The organism is Novibacillus thermophilus, from assembly GCF_002005165.1.
Lineage (GTDB): Bacteria > Bacillota > Bacilli > Thermoactinomycetales > Novibacillaceae > Novibacillus > Novibacillus thermophilus.
This window is the reverse complement of sequence record NZ_CP019699.1, coordinates 3,124,232-3,148,498: the sequence shown is the minus strand read 5'-3', so window position 1 is coordinate 3,148,498 and position 24,267 is coordinate 3,124,232. Positions and strand designations below refer to the sequence as shown.

Below are 24,267 nucleotides of genomic sequence, written 5' to 3'. Positions count from 1 at the left end.
ACCATTCAGCTGTTTGTAGCAACCTGGATTTGTTTTGCTGGATGGTCCTCCTGTAAGAACCGACGCCCTTTTCCGAACATGTTTTCTCTCAGCGTCACTGCTTCGTATTCTGTCCGGTAGATACCGCGTTGTTGCAATTCGGGAACGACATATTCGACGAATTCTTGGAAGGTTCCCGGTGAGTGAGCGTGGGCGATATTGAATCCGTCGACATCGCCTTCAACGGCCCATTGCTCTATTTGGTCGGCGATTTGTTCAGGTGTTCCGACAAATTTGACCGTACCGTTTCCGAGGCCATGGTTCATGACCGCTTCCCGCAACGTCCACTTTCTGGTCGGATCTTTCGTGTACAGGTTCAAATTTCCCTGGACTGCCTCTGTTTCCATGTCTTCGATGTATTGATCCGGATCAAATTTGGAGAAATCTATGCCAGTATGCCCAGAAAGCAAAGCGAGTGTCCCTTCATAGCTCACATGGTTTTTTAATTCTTCGTATTTTCGGTGCGCTTCCTCCTCTGTCGAACCGACGATCGGCAAGATAAGAGGAAAAATGAGGACACTGTGCGGGTCCCGCCCTTGTTCCTCCACGAGATTCCGGATGTTCTGGACGTAGTTTTTCAACGATTCAAGGGAATGGGATTTAATGAACACAGCTTCGGCGTGTTTGGCTGCAAATCGCTGCCCACGCGGGGATGCCCCGGCTTGGAACAAGACAGGGGTCCGTTGCGGCGACGGCTCTACCAAATGCGGTCCCGGAACATCGAAGTACGAACCGTGGTGGTTAATCAAATGGACTTTGGAGGGGTCGGCGAACACACGGTTTTTCCGGTCAAGGACGACAGCATCATCCTCCCAACTGTGTTCCCACAGTTTGTAAACTACCTCTAAAAATTCATCCGCGCGATCGTACCGGACATGTTTCGGTAAGCGCCTTTCTAAACCCAGATTCACCGCCTCGCTTTCAAGGTAGGACGTCACAATGTTCCACCCGACTCGACCCTCTGTAAGGTGATCGAGTGTCGACAATTGCCGCGCCAAGAAATACGGCTGTGAATAGGTCGTCGAGACGGTTACGGCAAAACCAATGTGTTGAGTCGAGGCAGCCAAGGCTGAAATCACAAGTAAGGGATCGTGGGCAGGTATTTGAACGGCATTCGTCACAGCTGGTTCATAACTGTTTTGATAGACGCTGTAAGTTCCGATCACATCGGCGAAAAACAGGGCATCAAATTTCCCCTGCTCGAGAATTCGGGCTATTTCTTCCCAATAGGCCAAGCGATTGTGGCGATGCCCTTCGTGTTGTTTATAGCTCCACAGTCCGGTGGAATGGGGGGATGGAGAATGTTGGACAAAACCGTTCAAATGAATTTGTTTTTTCATTGAGCAACCTTCCTTTTTAAGTGTAGTAAACAGATTAATCTAATGGGAATAATATGTTTATATGACGACAAATTTTGAGGAATCACCTTCTTTCAGACTTTTGACAATTGAAAAGCGACCTCTTGTTTAAGAGGCCGCTCACTGACTACACGAGGGTAGTAACTCTGTAGCGGAACCTCTTATATTTCAGACCCTGTCACAAGGATCTGCTGGAATTGGCACCGTTTGAGTCAATTCAATGGTTGCCGAGGGTTCATAGGGCCAGTCCCTCCCCCTCTCTGTATAAGAGTTCCGGTATTGTTGTTTTAATTTTACCTCATTTTAAAAATATTTTTTTCGACTGTCAACCCCTTATTTCAATTTGCCAAAGGTCAATGAACACAAAGGACCATGCCTTGATCCGGGTTGTACGACTAACCTGGGAATAAAATGGTTTGACAAAGGGAATTTTTCTTCGAAGAACGCTATGTCTAATAGTCTATATACATCAAAATGATAGAGCACAAAGCCCGAAAACAACCAGTAATATCGAACTATTAACAAAAATTTGAAGAAATTAGCATAAAAGTAAAGAGATTGATTCCTCACATTTTTTATGGTTTGTCCTACAATTGGGATGGGAGTGGACGATGAACCCGCTCTGTAAGCACATTTACATGCCGATCCCGCTAGAAGTCATTACACACTACGAATATGTCAACACATCAGACGGAGGTTCAGAGGATGACCGCTGGAATATGGAATCAACCGAGAGCGTGACTTTAGGAATTCAATCGGAAGCAGACATTCTGACAGTGGACAGGCATTCTATTAAAGGTTGGAATATGACCTAACATAAGCCAAAAAAAGGAGGTTTGAAGGAAAGCCCATCACATTTAGAAGTAAATATCGTCGTTGTAAAAAAGAGAGAGGGATTAAAGGAGGTTCACCGTACATGAAGAAGGGACGGGTTACGAGGGTTTTGTCAGTGATCGTCAGATATACATTGCTTGCCGGGATTTTATATACACCACCTGTTCAGACGGCACATGCAGCCCCAACCGATTTTTTCACTTCGTTTGAAGAAGGTGATCCGCAACCGGATTGGGAAAATACGGTCGAAACGGATGCGGAAGGCCGTAAAATGACGGAGGGCGTTGATGGCAACATTCCATTTGACGGTATTCAAGGTAACATTACAGATAAAGTTGAGCAAGTGACGGCAAGCGCCAACAATCCACCGAATGAAACGGAACAGAAGTTGATGGATCAAGACGTGAATACGAAATGGCTGGCGTTTGAGCGTACGGCTTGGATTGAACTTCAACTTTCTGAGCCGGACACGGTTGTGAAATACGCCTTTACTTCAGCGAACGACTACCCGGGCCGAGATCCTCGAGACTGGACGCTTTCCGGGTCCAGTGACGGCGAAAATTGGACGACGTTGGATACGAGAACAAATGAAGTCTTTGAAGAGCGTTTCCAAACGAAAATCTACGAGTTTGATAACGAAACCGCCTACCAATATTATCGATTTGACATTGCGAAAAATGCCGGGGATGGCTTGACGCAGTTAGCAGAAATCCAGCTATCCAACGGTATTGATGTCCCGCCGCCACCTCCTTCAGATATGAAATCTTTCACCTCAAAAGGACCTTCGAGCGCGTATGCAGCTAAGACGAACGTCGGATGGACAGGTTTGAAGGCGTTCTCGTATTCTGGAACGCATCTCACAGAAGGGCGTGCTTATTCGTATAATAAAATTTTTGATGTCGACATTCCGGTAACTGAGAATACCGAACTGTCGTATTACATTTTTCCGGAATTTACCGATAAGGATCATTTGGACTACGCGAGTACGTATGCAGCCGTCGATCTCGCATTTTCCGACGGGACCTATCTGCATGAGCTTGAAGCCGTCGACCAGCACGGGATCAAACTCAATCCACAAGACCAAGGAAATTCAAAAACTCTGTACGCGCATCAATGGAACTTTAAAAAATCAAAGATCGGAGATGTCGCAGCGGGGAAAACGATCGAGCGCATACTCATTGCCTACGATAACCCCAGAGGCCCGGCCGTATTTAAGGGGAGCATCGATGATATTAAAATCGAAGCGAATCCCGAAGAGAGAACGTATGACAGACTTTCCGAATATGTCAACACACTTCGTGGCACGCAGTCAAACGGTACGTTTTCACGGGGAATACCTTCCCTGCAGTCGCTGTGCCACACGGGTTTAATTTCTGGACGCCGGTGACGAACGCAGGGTCCAATTGGATCTATGCATATCACGAAAGTAATAATGAAGATAATCTTCCGGAAATCCAGGCCTTTGCCTTAAGCCATGAGACAAGTCCGTGGATGGGGGACCGCCAGACGTTCCAGGTGATGCCATCTGATGCAACTGGCAAACCGAGTGCCGATCGGAAAGAACGTGCGTTGCCATTCAAGCACGACAACGAAATGGCCAAAGCCCACTATTACAGCGTCACCTTTGAAAATGGCATTCAAACAGAGATGACTCCGACCGATCACGCGGCGATGATGCGCTTTACGTTTAAGGGAAACTCCTCTAACCTCATATTCGACAATGTGAGCAATAACGGTGGCATTACCCTTGATCCCGATAATAGGACCATCACAGGCTATACAGATCAGAGAAGCGGTCTTTCCACTGGAGCGACCCGGATGTTCATTTACGCGACATTCGATCAGCCGATCGTCGACAGTGGCAGATTGACCGGAGAAGGCCGCGACAACGTGACGGCCTACTACAAATTTGACACGACAGAAAATAAAGTGGTGACGATGAAAATTGCTACATCGCTGATCAGTGTCGAACAAGCGAAGAAAAATTTGGAGCAGGAAATCGGCGCTGAGGACACCTTTGAAACGATTAAAGAAAGGGCACAGCAAGCGTGGGATGACAAGTTAGGGATCATCGAAGTGGAAGGGGCGACGGAGGACCAGCTCGTTACACTGTATTCCAATATGTACCGTTTATTCCTGTATCCCAACTCAGCGTACGAAAATGTCGGGACGCTGGAGGAACCCGTTTACAAATATGCGAGCCAGTTTGACTTGAACCCGTGTACGACGAGTACAGCAACTGAAACGTGCGCGAAAATTGAAGACGGCAAGGTGTACGTGAACAATGGCTTTTGGGACACGTATCGCACGGCATGGCCAGCGTACGCCTTGCTAACTCCGACACAAGCCGGGGAGATGATTGACGGATTCGTGCAGCACTACCGGGACAGCGGCTGGATCTCCCGCTGGTCTTCGCCGGGATACGCCAATTTGATGGTCGGCACAAGTGCAAACATCGCCTTTGCGGATGCGTATCTGAAAGGCGTCACCAATTTCGACGTGAAAAGTTTCTATCAGTCGGCGATAAAGGATGCCGCTGTCGTGCCCCCTAACGCGAACGTTGGCAGAAAAGGGATGGCTACGTCCGTATTCGACGGTTATACGAACACATCCACCGGTGAAGGTCTGTCTTGGGCACTGGATGGGTATATCAATGATTTCGGTATCGCGAATTTAGCCAAGGCCCTCGCCGAGAAAGGTGACCAAACGGATCCCTATGATCCTTATTACGAGGAAGATTACACATACTTCTTAAATCGTGCCCAGAATTACATCCAAATGTTTAACCCGAAAATCGGATTTTTCAACGGACGAACGGCCTCTGGCGCCTGGCGGTCCACACCGGAGAACTTCAATCCGGCCGAATGGGGCAGGGACTATACAGAAACGAACGCTTGGAACATGGCGTTCCACGCACCACAGGACGGGCAAGGACTGGCTAATCTGTACGGTGGAAAAGAAGGGCTTGCCAAAAAACTAGATGAATTTTTCGAAACACCGGAGACAGCTATGTTCCCGGGCGGATACGGCGGCTTGATTCATGAAATGAGAGAAGCCAGGGACGTCAGGATGGGCATGTACGGGCACAGTAACCAGCCTGCTCACCACATCATTTACATGTATAACTACGCCGGTCAGCCGTGGAAGACGCAGGAGAAAGTTCGCGAGGTGTTAAATCGACTTTATATCGGAAGCGAAATCGGACAGGGGTATCCGGGTGACGAAGACAACGGCGAGATGTCGGCCTGGTATATCTTCAGTGCCCTCGGCTTCTATCCGCTCAAAATGGGTACGCCGGAATATGCCATCGGTGCCCCTCTGTTCAAAAAAGTGACGATCCATCTGGAAAATGGCAAGGATATTGTCATTAACGCTCCAAACAACAGCAAGGAGAATAAATACGTTCAAGCATTAAAGTTAAACGGCACAACTTACACGAAAAACTACATCTCACATGCCGATCTCGTGGACGGTGCGACGTTAGACTTCGACATGGGACCGAAGCCTTCCAAATGGGGAAGTAACCTAACGGACTTGCCGAAGTCAATTACGCCTGCGGCAACAGACGGATTATCGGCTCCGAAACCGCTCAAAGATTTGACTGATGATCATGCAGGGACCGCGTCCGATAGTGAAGGCGGCGATACTGCCAAGTTGTTCGACAACACATCCGATACGCGCTGGACGGTGAACAGCGACAAGCCCTGGATCCAATATGCGTTTGCCGGAGGAAAACAACAGGCCACTATGTATACGTTGACTTCCGGAGCAGATTCGCACGAGGCGGACCCGACAAGCTGGGTGTTGAAAGGGTCGAACGACGGCGAAAACTGGACGGTGCTGGATGAAAGGGAGCATGAATCATTCAAGTGGCGTCGTCATACCCGTGCCTTTGCCATCGAAAACCCGGGAAGATACGCCTATTACCGCTTAGAAATTACTGACAACGGCGGCCACAGTTCGACGTCCTTATCGGAAGTGGAACTGCTCGGGTACAGCGGCGAAAGGATCGGTTCCCTCAGTGCTGGTATGCAAACCGTTGTGGAACGCTTGGAAAAAGAGGGCGAATTTACGAACCGGAGTGCTGCCCGTGCTCTGAAATTACATTTGACAGCGGTGGAACAGTTCGAACAACAAGGAGCCACCGACAAGGTGCTCAAACACATGAACAGCTTTAAACGGTTGCTCGACCATCAGCAAGAAAAGGGGCTCATCTCCGCGGATGCTCATCGCATTCTCTACGACAGCGCTCATTATTTTATCGAGCGTTGGCAACACGGTGGCGTGGCCGTATTTAAGGCGTCGGATTTAAAGTTCGACCATGTGGGGCCTGGGGAAGACGCACACATATCCGCCCTCGTTGAAAACGTCGGCATGTCGACGGGTGAAGAGAAAGTGGTGTTTTATTTCGACGGTGAATTGGCTGAGGCGAAAACATTAACGCTGAAACCGGGTGAAAGTGAAACTGTCACCTTCACTGTAGAAAACGTCACGGCCGGTTCCCATCAAGTACAGATTAACAACTTGAGTGGAACGCTGTTCGCCTTGCATGATGACGAACCCGTGTTATCGCTTCAGTTTGACGAAGACAGTGGCACTGTGGCTGGTGACTCTTCACCGTATGGATTGGAAGGGACGGTGCACGGTGAGGCCACGTGGGAAACTGGCAAGTTCGGCAACGCGCTCCGATTAAATGGGGGGCGGGTTGAAGTGCCGCATGACGCGCTACTCGACGGTGGAGACGAATTAACGCTGTCCGTTTGGGTGAACCTTACGGACCCGAGTGCCAATCAAAAAATCGTTGGGAAATCAAGTATTGACAATGGGTTTATTCTAGGCGTGGAGAATGGAAAGCTTTATCCCGAATTGTGGGATGCCATTGGGACACACTACACTTTCCACAGTGGATCCATTCCGAAAGACAAGTGGACACATCTGGCGCTTACATGGCAATCAGCCGGTAGACTCATTGGCTACGTAAATGGTGAAGAAGTTGAAAACATTCCGGCGAGTGCCGCTCCAATCGGAAGGAACGAACACCCCCTCATCATCGGAGGAGCACCGTGGAATTCAGAGGCATTCAAAGTGAAAGGCTCGGTTGACGCGTTACGCATCTACAATTGGGCACTGAGTGCAAAGGAGATCCAGCAACTCTATCAAAAGAATGAAGTTGAGTGATAGCGGAAGTATTCCTCTGCGACAAGACTTGCCGTATTTTATCAGAGAGACGTTGATTCCCAAGAAGACCTATAACGGTCTAAAGCGGATGCAGGGATCTGTAAAAATATTAAGAAGGAGTGTGGCTCATGAGGCGGAGAAGGGCAGAGCACAGAATGAGGCAAATGAATTGGTGGGCCCTGCTATAAACTGTGATGTTCGTGTTTACCCAATTCTTCGGTTTGTTTGGAAACCAAAGTGAAATCAGTGCACAAACTGAGCATACAGGGACAAAGCCTAAACAATTCCATCACTCCGAACGGTGACAGATAGGAAGTTGCGAGTTTGCGAGGTTCGGTGGTGTGATTAAAATTTATTGAATGAGGGTGAGATCAAATGGAGAAAAGCAACAAACTGTTTTTGCTGTTCTTAATGACAGTGCTGTTGTTCAGCGTGGTTGTAACTCCAGTAGGTTCACCTTTCGTCCATGCGGAAAATAAACCGCCCGTGGAGTACGTAGATCCACTCATTGGCACGGATGTTTACTTCCCGGAGGGGGCCATGGGCGAGGCGAATGTTTTTCCGGGAGCGACTACACCGCACGGCATGGTACAATTGAGCCCGGATACGGGGCGACATATTGCCGGTTATTTGTACAGTGACGACCATATCGAGGGTTTTAGTTTTACACACTTTTCTGGAACGGGTTCCTGGGGGTTCGGCAATTTCCTGTCAACAGCGACAACAGGTGAACTTCACACGACGGAGAACACGTATAAGTCAAAATTCAGCCACGAAGAAGAAACCGCTTCCGCTGGTTACTACAGTGTCAGACTGCAAGACTATGACATTCAGGCGGAGTTGACGGCCACGACAAGAGTTGGCCTTTTGCGTTACACATTTCCTGAATCTGATACGAGTCACATTTTACTCGATGCTTCCCACACTTTAGAAGATGAACCCGTGAGCGATGCCACGATCCAAGTCCTCGACAACGAAACGGTCGTCGGTTCGCAAACGAACCCCAGTCCGTTTCATCACGGGCCAACACCGTACACCATTTATTTTGCTGCAAAATTTTCCCAGCCATTTGATTCTTATGGCACGTGGAACGGAAATCGCGTGAAGGAAGGGTCGCCGTCTGCATCCGGACGGGACGTTGGAGCGTTCTTCAATTACAACACAGACCCAGGAGAGCAAGTGCTCGTCAAAGTCGGGATCTCGTACGTCAGCACCGATAACGCCCTGGCGAACATTGAAGCCGAGGTGCCTGGCTGGGACTTCGAGCAAGTCAAAGAACAAGCGAGAAACACCTGGAACGAACGGTTAAGCCGGATCGAAGTGAGCGGGGGAAGCGAAGAGGATAAAGTCAAATTCTACACGAGTCTATATCGCGTACTGCTCGGTCCGTATACGTTCTCCGATGCCAACGGCGAATACATCGGGTTTGACCACAAGATCCACCGAGCCGAAGGTTATACGCAGTATCACACATTTTCCCTGTGGGATACGTTTCGCCATGCACACCCGCTGTACACATTAATCGAACCGGAGGTACAAAATGATGCGGTGAGGTCACTCATTGCGGATTATGAACAAGGCGGGTGGCTGCCGCGGTGGCCGATGGCGAATGTCTATACAAATGACATGATCTCCGACCACGCTTCTTCCGTTATGGCAGAAACGATCATGAAGGGCATCACGGATTTCGACGTCGAGAAGGCCTATGAAGCGATGGTACACAACGCGACGGAAACACCGGAACCTGACGAAGCTGCTTGGGGACGGGCCAATTTGGCCGAGTATGTCGAACTCGGATACATCCCCCATGAGCTCAATTCGCAATCAGTGTCGTGGACAGTAGAAAACGCCTACGTCGACTTTGCGATCGCGCAAGTCGCAAAGTCCCTCGACAAAGAAGAAGACTACGAAACGTTTATGAAAAGGGCGAAGTCTTTCATCAATGTTTTCGATCCTGAAACGAGGTGGATGCGTCCACGACATGAGGACGGATCCTGGAAAACGCCGTTTGACCCGGGTGATTGGACAGGATTTACCGAGGGAAACGCCTGGACGTATTCATGGTTTGTGCCCCACGACGTGCGAGGACTTGCCCAGCTGATGGGCGAGAAGACTTTCACTGACCGCCTGGATCATTTCTTCGAGGCGTTTGTTTACCCGGCTTACAATGAGAAAATCAGTCACTATTGGCATGGGAATGAACCAGACCAACACGTGCCATTCTTGTACAATTTCGTCGGTCAACCGTGGAAGGCGCAAGAAGTGACACAACGCATTTTACATGAACTGTACGGGACCGGTCCTAACGGCATTCCCGGCAACGAAGACATGGGTCAGCTTTCCGCGTGGTTTGTGTTCAGTGCGATGGGGATCTCTCCGGTTGCACCCGTCACTGGGGAGTATCAGATCACGAGCCCGATTTTTGACCGGGTTGTCATTCACATGCCAGAGTACCACTACGGGGGAAAGGACTTTGTCATAGAGACAGACGGTGATGACGGTGATATCCGTTACATCGCCTCCGCCGAATTAAATGGAGAACCGCTCAATCGGGCGTGGATCTCACATGAAACGGTCTCGCAAGGCGGCAAGTTGACACTTACGATGGATGCCAAACCAAACAAACAGTGGGCGGCGGACCCCGCAGCGGCACCGTCGTCGATGACAACAGAAAAACCGCAACTCGCTTATGACAGCTTCGAACTGACCAAACAAGAAGTCGACGCCAATGAACCGCTCGAACTGACGGCGACGATAACGAACGTCGGTGGTCTCGGTATGGCAAAGGCGGAAATTTACGTAGACGGAAAGGCGTACGATACGGAAGAAGTTTTACTTGATGCAGGTGAAACAAAACAGGTGACGCTCTCGACCAGGCTTTACGAGGGCGGTGTACACAGCGTGTCTGTCGGGAATCTTCCGGCTAAAACAGTCATCGTCAACCCGAAACCTGCGGAGTTTGCGTACAGTGATGTTCGGGTGAAAACCAGTGATTCAAAAGACGAAATTACGGCAGAAGTTGACATCCAGAACGTTGGCAGTTATTCACATACGGAGGACGTTCAGCTGTATGTAGACGACGAGGCCGTAAGCTCGCAAAACGTGACACTCGCACCAGGTGAATCGCAAACGGTCACTTTTACTTATCCATTGTCAGATGAGCACTTTCACTGGGTCCAGATTGGCAGTGCAAAACCGCAGGTCGTCGTGCCCGACAATTATACGCCGTCACCCGAACCGGTCCAGTCTTACCACTTAAGAGCTGAGGATGGTCAGACTTACGGACTGACAGCAAAGTATTACAACAACAGGAATTTTGAAGGAGAACCTGTTTTGACGCAAGTAGATGAGCACGTCAATTTTGATTGGGGCACGGGCTCACCTGCCTCTGGTGTCAACAGCGATCAATTTTCCGTGCGGTGGACGGGAACGCTGACGGCACCCGTCACGGGAACGTACGAGTTTTTTCTTACAAGTGATGACGGGAGTCGCCTGTACATTAATGACGAAGTAGTGATCGATCACTGGGGCGATCACGGGGTCGAAACGAAGAGCCAGTTTATGAAGCTTGAAGCCGGTAAACATTATGACATTAGGTTGGAATACTATGAAAATACAGCCGATGCTGTTGTACAGCTGAGCTGGGATGTGCCGGTCACAGGTTTGGCATTGGGTGAACAAGTAGTAGAGCCAGGAGAGCGCACAACGTTCCAGATTGGAGTCAAAAGCAGGGTGCCGCATTCGTTCGAGATGGATTGGAGCGCCTCTGTTCCTTCTGGATTAAGCCTGTCTCCGGATGCAGGAACAATAACCGTTGATTCTGGAAAAGTGAACACAACGAGCGTCACGGTAGCGGCTGCTGACAATGCGGCACCGGGTGTTTATGAAATCCCGATTCAGCTAAAGTCGGAGTCTTCGGAACTACAGATGACGGCCAACGTCTGGGTAGCTGAATCAGGTGATTTGTCTGTCTATTTCAACAACGCCGGTATCAGCGATGATGACAAGCCGGACGGGGCGAACTTCGATTTGGCCGGATGGAGCTATTCTTATCAAGCACTAAAAGATGCAGGCATTGTCCCGGGCACAACAATTTTTCACGACGGGCTCTCTTTTAAGTGGCCAGATGTCTCGCCGGGGGAACGAGATAACATCGTCAGTGCGGGACAGTCCATACCACTGAAAGGGAGCGGGACGAAGATCGGTTTCATCGGTTCAGCGACACACGGCCCATCTTCGGGCAAAGGCAAAATTTATTACGTCGACGGAAGCGTACAGGAATTTGAGTTAGGCTTCCGCGATTGGACTTCGGGCGGGGGAACAGCAATGAAGTTGTGGCAACGATGCCGTATCGGAACAGCCCATCAGGGCAGGACGGGTTAGCCACTTACGTTTACTACACTTATGTTCCGTTAGATCACCCCGATAAAATGGTCAGAAGCGTCACACTTCCGGATGCCGATACGATCGACAAGGGAAGAATTCACATCTTTGATATTGCTATCAAATACGCAGCGCCCAAAAGTGGCGCTGATCTGAAAACACGTATCACACAGCTTGCGGAAGAAGGCGCCATTCATGAACAGGCTGTATATGCCTTGAATGTCCATTTAACAGCTGTGAACCAATTCGAAAAGAAAAATGATTCGGAAAAAGTCGTCAAACATTTGCAAGGGTTCCACCACTTGCTGGATTATTATGGAGAAAATGGTCGGCTGACTGACGCAGCCTATCGTGTGCTCAAGGCTGATACCGACTATTTGATCAGGAAATGGCAACTGTGACGACCGAAACAAAGTGTTATGGGTAACTCCGGGCGGTGGCGTTAAGGAGAATGAAACCCCAGTAGAAGCATTAAAAAGGGAATTAAACGAAGAACTTGGCATTGTTGTTGAAATTGATGACAAACCAATATTTGCAACAGATGTAATAATTGAAGGGAAAAAGGGTCCTTTTATAAGTCGGGAGATTATCAATCTGACACAAGCTTGTCAGAGTTAAATTGGTGGAGCAAGGAAGAGTTGCAGAAACCCGATAGCTATGCAAACCGAATGCCTCTGATCCCTTGATACAAAAGGGCCCAGAGTCATTCGGGCATACTTCGGGTCCACACGCGTTGACCATTGGAAGGTCCTTCACCACAAGATGGATATTACACGTTAAGACGCAAAAGCTTTTCACACAGTCGCTCAGTCGATCGTACAAGTCAAAAAATATGCGTACTTGAAGCCGCAGTGATAGTGCAAAGTAACAAATTGCACCTGGACAAAAGAGGGGTATATGAGACACTTTGTGTTTCAGGAATGTTGTTTTTGAAAACGGTCAATTTGCCTTTTTCCTAAAGCGACAAGCAAGTAAAAATGGCACTAAAGGCAGCAGGATAAGAATCCTGAGCCAATTTTCAGCACCACGCTGCGCTTTTTGTAGCCACCAATTCCCTTCCTCCAACTCCCCGTGAATCTCATTTGTACGTCTTTACCGATTCCTTAAACTTTCTTAATACGCATTTAAACTACTTTGTCTACGATTAAGTCATGCTTGGTGTCAAGCACTTTTTGTCACTGGGAAAGAGTTGACGACGGTAACGATTAAAGGGGAGTGGGATGACTTGACTGTGAAAAAAACGTGGATGATTGCAGTTTTATTTTTCGCATCCGTGGTGACGGGATGTTCAGACGGAGCGAGTCCCGGGGCAACCGGCTCTGCTTCGGCTGGAGAAGCTGACGATACGCTCACCATTGCCTGGTATCCGAACGAATCGGGAGCGGAGTTAAAGAATGCGCGGGATGAAATTGCGAACGTGATTGAAGAGGCAACGGGAAAAACAGTGGAGCACCAGACGACGACGGATTACATCATCGCCATTGAAGCTCTTGCAAACGGTCAGGCCGATTTGGCATTTATGGGAGCTCAAGGCTATATTGAAGCCCCAAAAATGAAAGTGTCGCTCCGCTCGTCGTGCCGAGCGGTGAATCTGGAACGCTGGACGATGCCGTTTACCACAGTTGGCTCGCTGTCAAGAAAGGAAGCGAAGGCGAATACCAAGACGGTGACAAATACACCATCGACCACATTGTCGGCAAGACGTTTTCCTTTGTGTCGAACAGTTCGACGTCGGGGTTTAAAGTGCCGTCAGACAGCATTGTCTCTTACTTCAGTGAAAAAGAGGAATACAAAGATTTAACTCCCGAGGATTTGCTTGAGGGCGGAAAGTTCTTTCGTGAAGTGTTGTACGGAGGTTCTCATCAAGGTTCCGCGGTTAACTTACTCACAGATAAAGTGGACGTTGCCGCGTTCTGTGATACGTGTGTCGACAATTACATTGAATTAGCTGAGGGAGAGGCGAACACACCCGGTGCCGTCTACAGCGTGAAGGAGGGTGCCGCTGAACCGTTTGATGCGGTCGTAGGGGAACAATTTGTCCTCATATCCGTCACGCCTGTATTAAACGCCCCTTTTGCCGTTAACACGGAAACGGTCAGTGAAGCCGACCGGAAAGCACTGGTCGAAGCTTTTACATCTGACGAGGTTGCAAATAACGAGAATATTTTCGTGCCAGAAGATGCGGATCGAGAAGGTTTGTTCACAAAAACGGGCGACGAGCGATTTGTGGAAGTCGAAGATTCCTGGTTTGACCCGATCCGGGAATTGTCAAATTAAGTTCAAACCTTTTCTCGGTGTAAGGGGGATTAAACGATGGCGACGTTATTAGAGTTTCGCAACGTATTCAAAAAGTACGGTCGCGATACGACTGCCCTGTCGGATGTCAGTTTCTCGGTGGAAGCGGGAGCGTTTGTTTCCGTGATCGGCCCTTCCGGAGCCGGAAAATCCACGCTCCTTCGCTGTATTAATCGCATGGTTGATGCGAGCCGCGGGGAGATCGTGTTTGACGGGATCAACACACAAAGCTTGAAAAAAAGAGACTTACGAAAATTGAGAACGAAGATCGGAATGATCTTTCAACATTACAACTTGGTGAACCGATTGAGTGTGATCGAAAATGTTCTGCACGGGAGACTCGGTTACAAGTCGACGATCGCCGGTGTCCTTGGGCTTTATAAAGAGGAAGAAAAAAGACAGGCGTTTGAGCTTTTAAGTGTTTTGGGGTTGGAAGAGCAAGTCTACAAACGGTGCGACCAGCTCAGCGGAGGACAAAAACAGCGAGTTGGCATTGCGAGAGCGTTGATTCAAAATCCGAAAATGCTGTTGTGTGATGAACCGATTGCCTCTTTGGACCCGAACGCGTCGAAGGTGATTATGGAGCATTTGAAAGACATATCGTCCACCATGGGCATCACGGTGCTGATCAACTTGCACCAGGTCGAGGTGGCACTCAAGTACTCCGATCAAGTCATCGGGCTTAACGGAGGGAGAGTCGTTTACGACGGGTCACCGGAACACATAACCCATCAAGAGATTCGTCGCATTTACGGTTCTCGTTTAGAAGATGACATCGTCGATCTGGGTGAAAAAAGTGCGGGATAACTATTTTGCAAAAAAGCGTATTCACTCCGTTCTCCTTTTCTTTTTGTTGATCTCAATCACGTATGGTGCGATGGTCGTAACCGAGTACGATGCGGTGAAAGGGTTGACATCTATTCCGGAAGCGGTCAATTGGGGAGTCACCCACTTTTATCCTGACGCACAGGCGATCCAAAAACTCCCGAACATTTTAGACAAACTGATGGAAACGCTGCTGATATCAGTTGCATCAGCGGCAGTTGCCGGTGTCTTTGCTTTGCTCTTTGCCATTTTCGGATCCAACACGACCCGGATCAACGTCTTTTTCAGTACCGTGAGCAGAGGGATCGCAACACTGTTCCGCAACATTGATGTGTCCGTCTGGTCGATGATCTTGCTGTTTTCGTTAGGACAGAGCGCGTTGACGGGTTACGTCGCGTTGTTTTTTGTCTCTTTCGGCTTCTTGACCCGTGCCTTTACGGAAACGATCGATGAAGTAAGCGCTAGTTCCGTAGAGGCTTTGAGAGCGACAGGGGCCGGTTATGTTTCTATCGTCATGCATTCTGTCATACCTTCTAGCCTCCCTCAGATGGTCAGTTGGTTGTTGTTTATGGTGGAAACAAACATACGCAGTGCAACGTTAGTCGGAATTTTGACAGGGACAGGCATCGGATTTTCTTTTGACTTGTACTACAAAAGTTTGGATTATAACAGCGCCAGCTTGGTCGTCTTGACGATCGTGCTCACTATTTTGCTCCTCGAAATTACGTCAAATTACGTGAGAAGAGTGATTTTGTGATGAAAGGCTCAGCGACTGAAACTGTTGCCGAAAAATCCGGAGGAAAACGGCCATCCCGTGCGTCGAGTGGCGTGAAAGTGAAGCCTTTAAATAAGGCGTCATTCGTTACCAGGCTGACACTTGCTGCGATGCTCATCGTGACAGTGTACGCGTTTGTCCGTTTTGATGACAAAGAGGTAACGTTGTGGGAGGGGCTTGTCTTTACACTGGCCAACTTTAAAACGATGTTTTCGGAAGCGCGCTTGGAACACTTCACCTTTTGGCATGGACTGTATCAAGTGATGGTCACCGTCGGCCTGGCACTGCTGACGACCGTGTTCGGTGCCGTCATTTCCCTGTTTTTAGGACTTTTTGCAGCCCACAATCTGTCCTCGACTCCAGTTTCCGCTGCGATTAAAGGATTTGTCGCCATTATTAGAGCGGTGCCAACCGTTCTTTGGGTTCTCATTTTTGCTGTCGCCGCAGGCTTGGGAAGTGTTGCCGCTGTGATCGGCATGACGTTTCACTCGGTCGGTTATTTAATCAAAGCCTACGCCGAATCCTTTGAAGAACTGGACAAAGGAGTACTAGAAGCGATGAGGGCGAGTGGCGCCAATTGGTGGCAAATCGTGTTTCAAGCCGTTATCCCTTCGACGATAACATACATCGTGTCGTGGACGTTCTTGCGATTTGAAATTAACTTTGGAGTCGCCGTTGCGATGGGAGCGGCCGCCGGAGCCGGCGGGATCGGGTACGACATGTTTATGGCCAGTAGCTTCTATTACGACTTGCGCGAAGTGGGCGCGATTACGCTCTACGTATTGATATTGGCCATCCTCCTGGAAATGATCGCCGTGAGGATTAAAAGGAATCTGAACAGAAGCGAAGTCGCGTAACGCCATTTCTTCGAGAATCAGCGGAAATACTGATTTCGCATGAAGTGCCGATTGTGGATCAGGCACTTCATTTTTAAAACAAATTTAACCTGATTTACAAGCGCTTAACCATTGTCACTTGTCGATAAGTTAGATTAAAGGTAGCCGAACAAGAGGGGGTGAGAGCAGTATGATGCCAGCGAAGGAACAAGCGCTCCATTTGGAAATTGCAGAGTACTTGATTGGGAACATCCGCACAGGCGTCTTTGCCGAAAATGAGAAAATACCTTCGGAACAAGAACTGTGTCTCCAGTTTCAAGTGAACCGGCACGTCGTCAGACAAGCGATTGCGAGAGTCGCCAGTTTAGGGTGGGTGACACCTGTACAGGGAAAAGGATGCTATGTCAACCGCATCCCCAAACCGGTTCGGTACGACCTTTCGTCGCGCACGCGTTTTTCTGAAAACATGAACAGCCAAGGCGTTCGCCATAAAGGTCAGTTACTGGAGTGGGAAGAAAGGGTCCCGACGGAAGAAGAACGGGAAAATTTAGCCCTCGATGACGGAGAGACCGTCTATCGGCTGGAAATTTTACGTTATATTGAAGATCAGCCGCTGTCAGTGACGACGACCGTTTTACCTGTGGCAGAATTCCCGGATTTACCGGATTATTTTCACAACTTTCACTCACTTTACGATATTTTAATCAACCATTACCATTTTCGTCCCATCCGGGAGCGTTCCGTCTTTCAAGCGACGCTTCCCGCCTTGCAGGATGTGAAAATACTGCAAATGCCCGAGAACGTTCCTGTGATGGAGATCACCAGTTTGATGAAGCACCCTGGTGGGTTTCCGGTCGAATTCAGCATAAGTCGTATCAGAGGCGACATGACAAAATGTTTAGTCGAGTTCTAAAGAAAGGGGAGCACGATGAAAAAGGCGCGACTGACCAAAATTCTCGTGGAAGGCAACCGGGACTTACTGAAAAAAATGGCACAACAAGTAGAAAAAAGGGTAGAAGTCAAGGTTGAACAGCCACCTCGAAAGGGCCTCGTCATGTTAAAGGCGCGAGACTCGATTTCCATGCAGCCTTTTTACCTTGGTGAAGGGCTTGTCACTGAGTGCGCCGTCTCCATTCAAGGAAAGTTCGGCTTCGGAGCGATCATGGGGGAAGATCCGGAACGTTCCTATCAAATAGCGGTCGTCGATGCCGCTTTTAACGCTCGTCTTCCACTGGTTGATTCATGGATTCCCGAACTCGAACGGGAGGAACGGAGCATTCGTCAGCGACATTTTCGGGAACACGTGATGGCAGAACATTCGCGCGTTCAGTTCGACACGATGGAGGATTACAATGACAAAAGCTGAGCGAACGTTTGACATGGTGCACGGGACACAGCGCATATACCGCCACCTGTTAGACTGCATGGCAAAACCGGGAGTGATTCGGAATATCCGAGGCTCGTTCGAGATGACGGCACAGGACCACGGGCTTTCTCCAGTGTTGGCCGCAGTCGCCTTCACGTTGATCGACCGGGAGGTTTCGTTTCACCTTATGTGTGAAAGAAGCGATGATGCGAGGAAGTTTTTACAGTGGAAAACGTTCAGTCGACACCGGCCCTTGCCGGATGCAGACTATGTCTTGATTCAAAGGCGATTGAACGGGCGAGAAGTTCGGGAAGTGATGGCACAAGTGAAGCGTGGGACACTCGCTGACCCCCACCTAAGCGCGACGGTGTTTTTGCTTGTGACGCATGTGTCACAAGCTGAGGGTGGCGCCGGGATGGTCCTGCACTTGAGAGGACCGGGCATAAAGGGGCGAAGGACGTGTCACGTGGAAGGGTTGCTTCCGGAATGGCTAGAAGAGCGGCAATCCATCAACCGGGAGTTTCCGCTCGGAATAGACATCGTCTTGGTGACGGAATCAGGCGATATGCTAGCCCTGCCGAGAACGACTTTGATCGAAAGTGAGGAATTGTGATGGGTTACGTTGCGGTAACAGGCGGAACTCAGGCGATCGAGTATGCGGCTAAACTGGTGCAAACGTACCGGCTGAAGCATGTACGCCACGTTTTGCAGACGGACGAAATTAAAAACCAGATGCGTTTGTTGGTCGACCGGATCATGGGAGAAGGCGGACTCTATGCGCCTGAATATGCGGCTTTAGCGTTAAAACAGTCGGAGGGAGACCCGGCGGAAGCGGCGTTCTTGTTAAGGGCGTACCGATCCACCTTGCCGCGAAACCACTACTCTTTAACCGTCGAACCCCGCGAGATGCGGGTTATCCGCCGAATCTCGTCCGCGTTTAAAGACATCCCGGGAGGGCAATTCCTCGGCCCCACCTATGACTACACGTACCGGTTATTAAACTTTAATTTGTGCGACGACGCGCCACAGCCAGTGCAACAATTTTTAAACGAATTCAACCTGGAAGTGCCCGGAGAGGAAGTGCCTACGTTTGAAAAAGTGACGGACCTCTTGCGATCACAAGGACTGTTGCCCCGTGTCCCTGCAAGGGAGACGGAACCTTTTGACGTGACGCGAGAAAAACTCGCGTTTCCCGCTCCGCGATCGGCCCGTCTCCAGATTTTAGCTAGAGGAGAAACGGGAGCGATGACGGCTTTGGCTTACAGCAGCATGCGCGGTTACGGCGTGGTGCACCCGACGGTCGGAGAACTGCGGGTAGGATATGCAGCTGTCCACATCCCGTATCCCGTCGGCGGTGATGGGGAGGAGTCCGTGTACGTCGGTGAAGTGATGCTCACGGAGGCCGAAACGATCAACTCCTTTACCCAAAACGACCGGGAAAACGTCGAGTTCGTACTCGGATACGGGTTAACATTCGGGCAAAACGAAGTCAAGGCGATTGCGATGGCTATTTTGGAAAGAAGTTTGGAGACGGCGGGGCGTGCGCCGACTCAAGACGAAGAATTTGTGCTGCTGCACATTGACAGTGTGGAAGCGCACGGGTTTGTCTCCCATTTAAAACTCCCCCACTATATTACCTTTCAATCGATGCTGGACCGGATCCGGCAAACGAGAGAGACGGCAGGCGAAAAAAGCGGCACGGCGTTGGACCGGACGTCGGCGTTCAGCCATTCCTGATGGCTCAAATAACGGGAAAGGAGCGAAAGGATGAGCGAATACAACTTTGCCTTTTTGGACGAAGGATCAAAAAGAGAAATCAGGCGTGCCACTTTGAAGGCGGTGGCCATTCCAGGTTATCAAGTACCGTTTGCATCTCGGGAAATGCCGATCGGAAGGGGCTGGGGGACCGGGGGGCTGCAACTAACTTTGTCGCTCATCGGGAAGTCCGACTGCCTGAAAGTGATGGACCAAGGTCACGATGACAGCGTGAATGCCGTCAGTATCAAACGCCTCGTGGTGGACTGCACAGGCATTCCCACGACAGAAGATTCGCGAAAGGCGACTGTCATACAAACCCGTCACCGCATCCCGGAGATTCCCCTCAGGGAGGATCAAATACTGGTTTTGCAAGTCCCGTTGCCGGAGCCGCTCCGACGAGTGGAAGCAAAAGAGCGAGAAACGAAGCGGATGCACGCGGAAATGGACTACAGCAGTATGTGGTTGAGGCTGTACGAGGATATCGTCAGGTGGGGAAAGATTACAATTGGAGCGGACTATCCGAGCATGGCAAACGGCCGGTATGTGTTTAATCCGAGTCCGATCCCGCGATACGATCTGTTAAAACTTCACCAAGCTGATGGGCTTTATCTCTTCGGGGCCGGAAGGGAAAAGAAAATTTACGCCATTCCTCCCTATACGAATGTCACGCTCCTCTCTTTCGACGACTATCCGTTTGAAGTGGAACGTTTCGACGGGGCTTCGTGCCGCCTGTGCGGCAGCCGTGACACCTTTCTGGACGAGATTTACGACGGAGAAACGGGGACCAAAGTGTACCAGTGTTCCGATACGGGCTTTTGTGCGCAGAAACAGCGTGAAAGGAGAGTTGTGTAATGGAATGTGTCGCAGCAGTCGACGATAACTCGGAAACCCCTCTGTTGACGGTCAAAGATTTAAATAAGCGTTACGGAAAAGGCTGTCCCGCTTGTGAGACGCCGGAGATGCTCGCAGGCGACGATAACCGCTGTCCGCACTGTGGAAGTGTTTGGGCGTGTATTCACGTACAGTTCGAACTGTATGCCGGTGAAATTTTGGGTGTTGTCGGTGAAAGCGGGTCGGGCAAGAGTTCGGTCGTCAAAAGTCTATATTTTGACGAAGACGTTCATTCTGGCGTAGCCACCATCTCGGCGTACAAGGGCGGCAAGGTGAACATTTTCTCCGAATCGGCGCAGCAAAAGCGTTATATTCGCAACTATTTGATGGGGATGGTGTACCAAAATCCGCTGATGGGGCTCAAAATGTCATTTTCAAGCGGTGGCAATATTGCAGAAAAGCTGATCGCATCCGGCATGTACCACGTTGGGAACATACGTAAAAGAGCGGGAGAACTGCTGGAGCATGTGGACATTCCGCTTTCGCGCATGGACGAACGTCCGAAAAATTTTAGCGGCGGCATGCAGCAGCGCGTACAAATTTCCAAAGCGCTTGCCAACAATCCGCCGATTTTGTTACTTGATGAAGTGACGACCGGTCTCGATCTGTCGGTACAAGCGAGGGTCTTGGATTTAATACGCAAAATTCAAAGGGAATTTGAGGTTGCCACGATCGTCGTCTCCCATGATTTGGGGGTGATTCGCATGCTGGCAGACCGGACCGTGGTAATGCGACACGGACGGATCGTGGAAGAGGGGCTGACGGACCAAATTTTGGAGGACCCGCAGCGGGCGTACACCCAGCAGCTGGTTCATTCCTTATTGTAAGGCGGTGTAAGGATGACAGTACGTCAAATATATAACGCAAAGATTGTGATGCCCGACCGGGTGATCCCGAACGGCACCATCGTGATAAAAGACGACACTATTGAGTGGATTGAGGAAGGACACTCCGATGAGAAGAATGTGGAAGTTACGGATGCAGCCGGTTCTTGGGCCATTCCTGGCCTTGTGGATTCTCACAGTGACGCGATCGAGATGGAGCTGGAGCCGAGACCGGGCAGTGTCTTTCCGATACAAGTGTCCTTCCGTGAGTTAGAGAAAAAACTGGCGGGTCAAGGGATTACGACGATCTATCACTCGTTGTCTCTCCTTGAAGAAAACGCAAAAAAGTGGACGAGGCAGAACGACAAAGTGTTTCGCGTCATCGATGACATCAACCGTTTGTCAAAAGGTGTACACCTCATTCGCCATAAAACGCACCTCCGCTTTGAAATAACCAATGTTGAAGCTGTGCCGAATGTACGGGAGTGCATCGAGGCGAATAAAGTTGACCAGTTGTCTTTCATGGATCACACTTCCGGACAAGGTCAGTTTCGCAACTTGGAAGTACATAAAAAGTACTTAATCGAGCACCGGCATTACACTGAAGAACAAGCCGACCGGCTGATCGAAGAGAGCCGGCGTCAGCAAAAGTTGGAACCGGCTGTCCTGCGATCCCTGGCTGAGTGCGCCTTCCGCCGCGGCATCCCCATCGCTTCCCATGACGATGACACCATTGACAAATTGGCGCTGGTGAAAAGTTTGAAAGCGACGATCAGTGAATTTCCAGTTGAACTGGACGTGGCCAAAAAAGCAAAAGAAATGGGGTTGTATGTCGTGATGGGTGCACCCAACGCTTTGCTTGGGCGCTCCCACAGCCATAACTTGTCCGCGATGGAAGCAGTCGAACACGACGTCGTCGACATCCTCTGTTCCGATTACTACCCAGCCTCTTTGTTGCACGCTGTTTTTAAACTGTATCGCCGTGGGATGGCGATCTGGAAAGCAGTGAACATGGTCACGCTGAACCCAGCAAAAGCGTTAAAGATTGATCACGAAGTCGGGTCACTGGAGCCAGGCAAAAAGGCAGACATCTTGATTGTAAGTGAAGATGACAGACGCCCGGTTTTACAAAAAGTGTTTGTAGGCGGACAAGTCGTCTGTCAAATGCGTTACCAACAGCCGGCGAAAGTAAGGGGCTTCCGTTAAACGGAGGAGAAAGTGGAACAGTATCTGAAAACAGAAATAGAACCGGAACTGGCAAATGGACGTCTGGATGATTTCGGTAGAGGGGTGAGCTGTATGAAGAATCTGTTAGTCGTTGAGGCGTTGCGGAAGACGTTCACGATGCATCACTTCCACGGGAAAGACATTGTAGGCTGTGAAGACATCCACCTGTCTTTACCGCAAGGGCGGTTTATCGGCCTGACAGGTGAAAGCGGCGCCGGAAAATCGACGATTTTAAAATGTATTTACCGCACGTATACACCGACGGAAGGCACGGTGCTGTTTGACTCCGACCAATTGGGTCCTATCGATTTGGCGAAAGCGACGGACAGGGAGATACTGGCGATTCGCAAGCGTGAGATCGGTTATGTGTCGCAATTTCTGAATGTGATGCCGAGAGTGACTGCACTTGAAGTTGTCACAGACGCCATTCTCGACATGGAGGAGGGGCCCGGGACGGCGAAAGAAAAAGCAAAAGAAATGTTGGCGTATTTCAAGCTTCCGTCCTTACTTTGGGATTCCTTTCCGCGGACATTCAGCGGCGGAGAGAAGTTGCGTCTCAATCTGGCACAAGCGATGGCGAAGCGTCCCAAGTTACTTTTGCTAGATGAGCCGACAGCTTCGCTCGACGATGCCTCAAAGCAGTTAGTGAAAGAGATGATCCTCCTCTTAAAAAACAGCGGTACGAGTATGATCGGCATCTTCCATGACCTCGATTTCATGGAAACGGTTGCCGATGAGCATTACCATTTGTCGCACGGGTCTCTGAAAAAAATCGCAAATCGACACGGCTATAAGGCGGAGTTAGTGAAATGATCGATTTACACTGTCACACGAACGTATCAGACAACTCTTTTTCCGTCGAAGAAGTGATTGCCATCGCGAAACAAAACGGCGTGACACATTTAGCGGTTACGGATCACGATACGACGGATGGCCTTCCCAGAGCGATGCAAATCGGGAAGCGATTAGGTGTGGAGATTATCCCGGGAATTGAAATATCGGCATTCGACTATAAGCGGAACAGGCGCGCCCACATACTCGGGCTGTTTATCGAGCCGGGGCACAAAGCGATCGCGTCACTGTGCGAGCCGCTGGTGGAAGAGAGACAACGGGTTGCGCGCGAGATGGTCAAAAAAGTAAAGGACGCGGGGTACGACATTTCGTGGGAAGACGTCGAGCGGTTAGCGGCTGGAAGCACCGGGGTGTACAAGCAACACATTATGCACGCCTTACTCGATAACGGCTATACCGATCGCATTTACGGTGAGCTTTACCACCAGTTGTTCTCCAAAGGCGGCGAGGGGAGAAAGCTGGGGATCGCCTACGTGCCGGTCCATTATGTAGATGTACACGATGCCATTGGCGTCATAGAAGAAGCGGGGGGCCTCCCCGTTTTGGCCCATCCCGGGCAGTTCAACAATTTCGCTGCCGTAGAAGAATGGGTGGATGTGGGTTTAGTGGGCATTGAAGTCAAGCACCCGCTGCACGGCCCAAAGGAGGAAGCGAGAGCGAGAGAACTGGCTGTACAGTTCGACCTCGTACAGACAGGGGGATCTGATTTCCACGGGTTTTACAGCGACACAGGGGCGTCCATCGGTTCCAAAAGTGTGGGGCCAGAGTGCATGGAACAGTTGAAGAACCTTCTAATGAAGCGGCGGGGGTGAAAACGCGAATTGAT

General features: G+C 49.9%; 18 protein-coding genes, 2 pseudogenes and 1 riboswitch. Of the genes and pseudogenes, 19 read left to right on the top strand and 1 reads right to left on the bottom strand.

Annotation, left to right across the window (positions count from 1 at the left end; all coding sequences use genetic code 11):
• Positions 1-5 precede the first annotated feature (5 nt).
• Complete coding sequence (locus tag B0W44_RS15350) at positions 6-1,379, bottom strand: LLM class flavin-dependent oxidoreductase (RefSeq protein WP_077720793.1); 1,374 nt, start codon at positions 1,377-1,379, stop codon at positions 6-8.
• 176 nt (positions 1,380-1,555) lie between these two features.
• Positions 1,556-1,668, bottom strand: a riboswitch (SAM riboswitch).
• Positions 1,669-1,990: 322 nt separating this feature from the next.
• Here B0W44_RS15350 and B0W44_RS15345 point away from each other — a divergent pair.
• The 19 genes and pseudogenes from B0W44_RS15345 to B0W44_RS15255 all read left to right on the top strand — a co-directional run bounded on the left by B0W44_RS15345 (position 1,991) and on the right by B0W44_RS15255 (position 24,253).
• Positions 1,991-2,212, top strand: a complete 222-nt coding sequence (locus B0W44_RS15345) for a hypothetical protein (protein WP_169835620.1) — start codon at positions 1,991-1,993, stop codon at positions 2,210-2,212.
• Positions 2,213-2,313: 101 nt separating this feature from the next.
• Positions 2,314-3,618, top strand: a complete 1,305-nt coding sequence (locus B0W44_RS18685) for a discoidin domain-containing protein (protein ID WP_228441223.1) — start codon at positions 2,314-2,316, stop codon at positions 3,616-3,618.
• The gene (locus tag B0W44_RS18680; RefSeq protein ID WP_335582630.1) at positions 3,585-7,409 is read left to right on the top strand and encodes a GH92 family glycosyl hydrolase; all 3,825 of its coding nucleotides are present in this window, start codon (positions 3,585-3,587) and stop codon (positions 7,407-7,409) included. The genes B0W44_RS18685 and B0W44_RS18680 overlap by 34 nt, the downstream gene beginning before the upstream one ends.
• 375 nt (positions 7,410-7,784) lie before the next feature.
• A complete protein-coding gene (locus B0W44_RS15330) occupies positions 7,785-11,792 on the top strand; it encodes a GH92 family glycosyl hydrolase (RefSeq protein WP_077720790.1) in 4,008 nt (1,335 codons plus the stop codon).
• Entirely contained in the window at positions 11,753-12,193 is a 441-nt protein-coding gene (locus B0W44_RS15325) for an FIMAH domain-containing protein (protein WP_077720789.1), read from the top strand. The genes B0W44_RS15330 and B0W44_RS15325 overlap by 40 nt, the downstream gene beginning before the upstream one ends.
• A 7-nt stretch (positions 12,194-12,200) precedes the next feature.
• Positions 12,201-12,478, top strand: a pseudogene (locus tag B0W44_RS15320) (NUDIX domain-containing protein); the annotation flags it as partial.
• Positions 12,479-13,038: 560 nt separating this feature from the next.
• A pseudogene (locus tag B0W44_RS15315) lies at positions 13,039-14,069 on the top strand (PhnD/SsuA/transferrin family substrate-binding protein).
• A 36-nt stretch (positions 14,070-14,105) separates the two neighbouring features.
• A complete protein-coding gene (gene phnC, locus B0W44_RS15310; protein ID WP_077720788.1) occupies positions 14,106-14,894 on the top strand; it encodes a phosphonate ABC transporter ATP-binding protein in 789 nt (262 codons plus the stop codon).
• Entirely contained in the window at positions 14,884-15,669 is a 786-nt protein-coding gene (locus B0W44_RS15305; protein ID WP_077720787.1) for a PhnE/PtxC family ABC transporter permease, read from the top strand. The genes phnC and B0W44_RS15305 overlap by 11 nt, the downstream gene beginning before the upstream one ends.
• Positions 15,669-16,544, top strand: coding sequence for a PhnE/PtxC family ABC transporter permease (locus B0W44_RS15300; protein ID WP_077720786.1), 876 nt, complete (start codon positions 15,669-15,671; stop codon positions 16,542-16,544). The genes B0W44_RS15305 and B0W44_RS15300 overlap by 1 nt, the downstream gene beginning before the upstream one ends.
• Before the next feature lie 169 nt (positions 16,545-16,713).
• Positions 16,714-17,436, top strand: coding sequence for a phosphonate metabolism transcriptional regulator PhnF (phnF, locus tag B0W44_RS15295; protein WP_077720785.1), 723 nt, complete (start codon positions 16,714-16,716; stop codon positions 17,434-17,436).
• A gap of 15 nt (positions 17,437-17,451) precedes the next feature.
• Complete coding sequence (phnG, locus tag B0W44_RS15290; RefSeq protein ID WP_077720784.1) at positions 17,452-17,889, top strand: phosphonate C-P lyase system protein PhnG; 438 nt, start codon at positions 17,452-17,454, stop codon at positions 17,887-17,889.
• Positions 17,876-18,502: a phosphonate C-P lyase system protein PhnH gene (gene phnH, locus B0W44_RS15285; RefSeq protein WP_077720783.1), complete on the top strand. Its 627-nt coding sequence runs from the start codon at positions 17,876-17,878 to the stop codon at positions 18,500-18,502. Before phnG ends, phnH begins: the two co-directional genes overlap by 14 nt.
• A complete protein-coding gene (locus B0W44_RS15280) occupies positions 18,502-19,626 on the top strand; it encodes a carbon-phosphorus lyase complex subunit PhnI (RefSeq protein WP_077720782.1) in 1,125 nt (374 codons plus the stop codon). Before phnH ends, B0W44_RS15280 begins: the two co-directional genes overlap by 1 nt.
• Positions 19,627-19,656: 30 nt before the next feature.
• Entirely contained in the window at positions 19,657-20,499 is an 843-nt protein-coding gene (locus B0W44_RS15275; RefSeq protein ID WP_077720781.1) for an alpha-D-ribose 1-methylphosphonate 5-phosphate C-P-lyase PhnJ, read from the top strand.
• Complete coding sequence (locus B0W44_RS15270) at positions 20,499-21,365, top strand: ATP-binding cassette domain-containing protein (RefSeq protein ID WP_077720780.1); 867 nt, start codon at positions 20,499-20,501, stop codon at positions 21,363-21,365. Before B0W44_RS15275 ends, B0W44_RS15270 begins: the two co-directional genes overlap by 1 nt.
• 12 nt (positions 21,366-21,377) lie before the next feature.
• On the top strand, positions 21,378-22,568 hold the full coding sequence (phnM, locus tag B0W44_RS15265) for a phosphonate metabolism protein PhnM (protein WP_077720779.1): 1,191 nt from the start codon (positions 21,378-21,380) through the stop codon (positions 22,566-22,568).
• A 93-nt stretch (positions 22,569-22,661) separates the two neighbouring features.
• Entirely contained in the window at positions 22,662-23,402 is a 741-nt protein-coding gene (locus B0W44_RS15260) for a phosphonate C-P lyase system protein PhnL (protein ID WP_077721439.1), read from the top strand.
• Positions 23,399-24,253, top strand: coding sequence for a PHP domain-containing protein (locus B0W44_RS15255; RefSeq protein ID WP_077720778.1), 855 nt, complete (start codon positions 23,399-23,401; stop codon positions 24,251-24,253). The genes B0W44_RS15260 and B0W44_RS15255 overlap by 4 nt, the downstream gene beginning before the upstream one ends.
• The last annotated feature ends 14 nt before the right edge of the window (positions 24,254-24,267 follow it).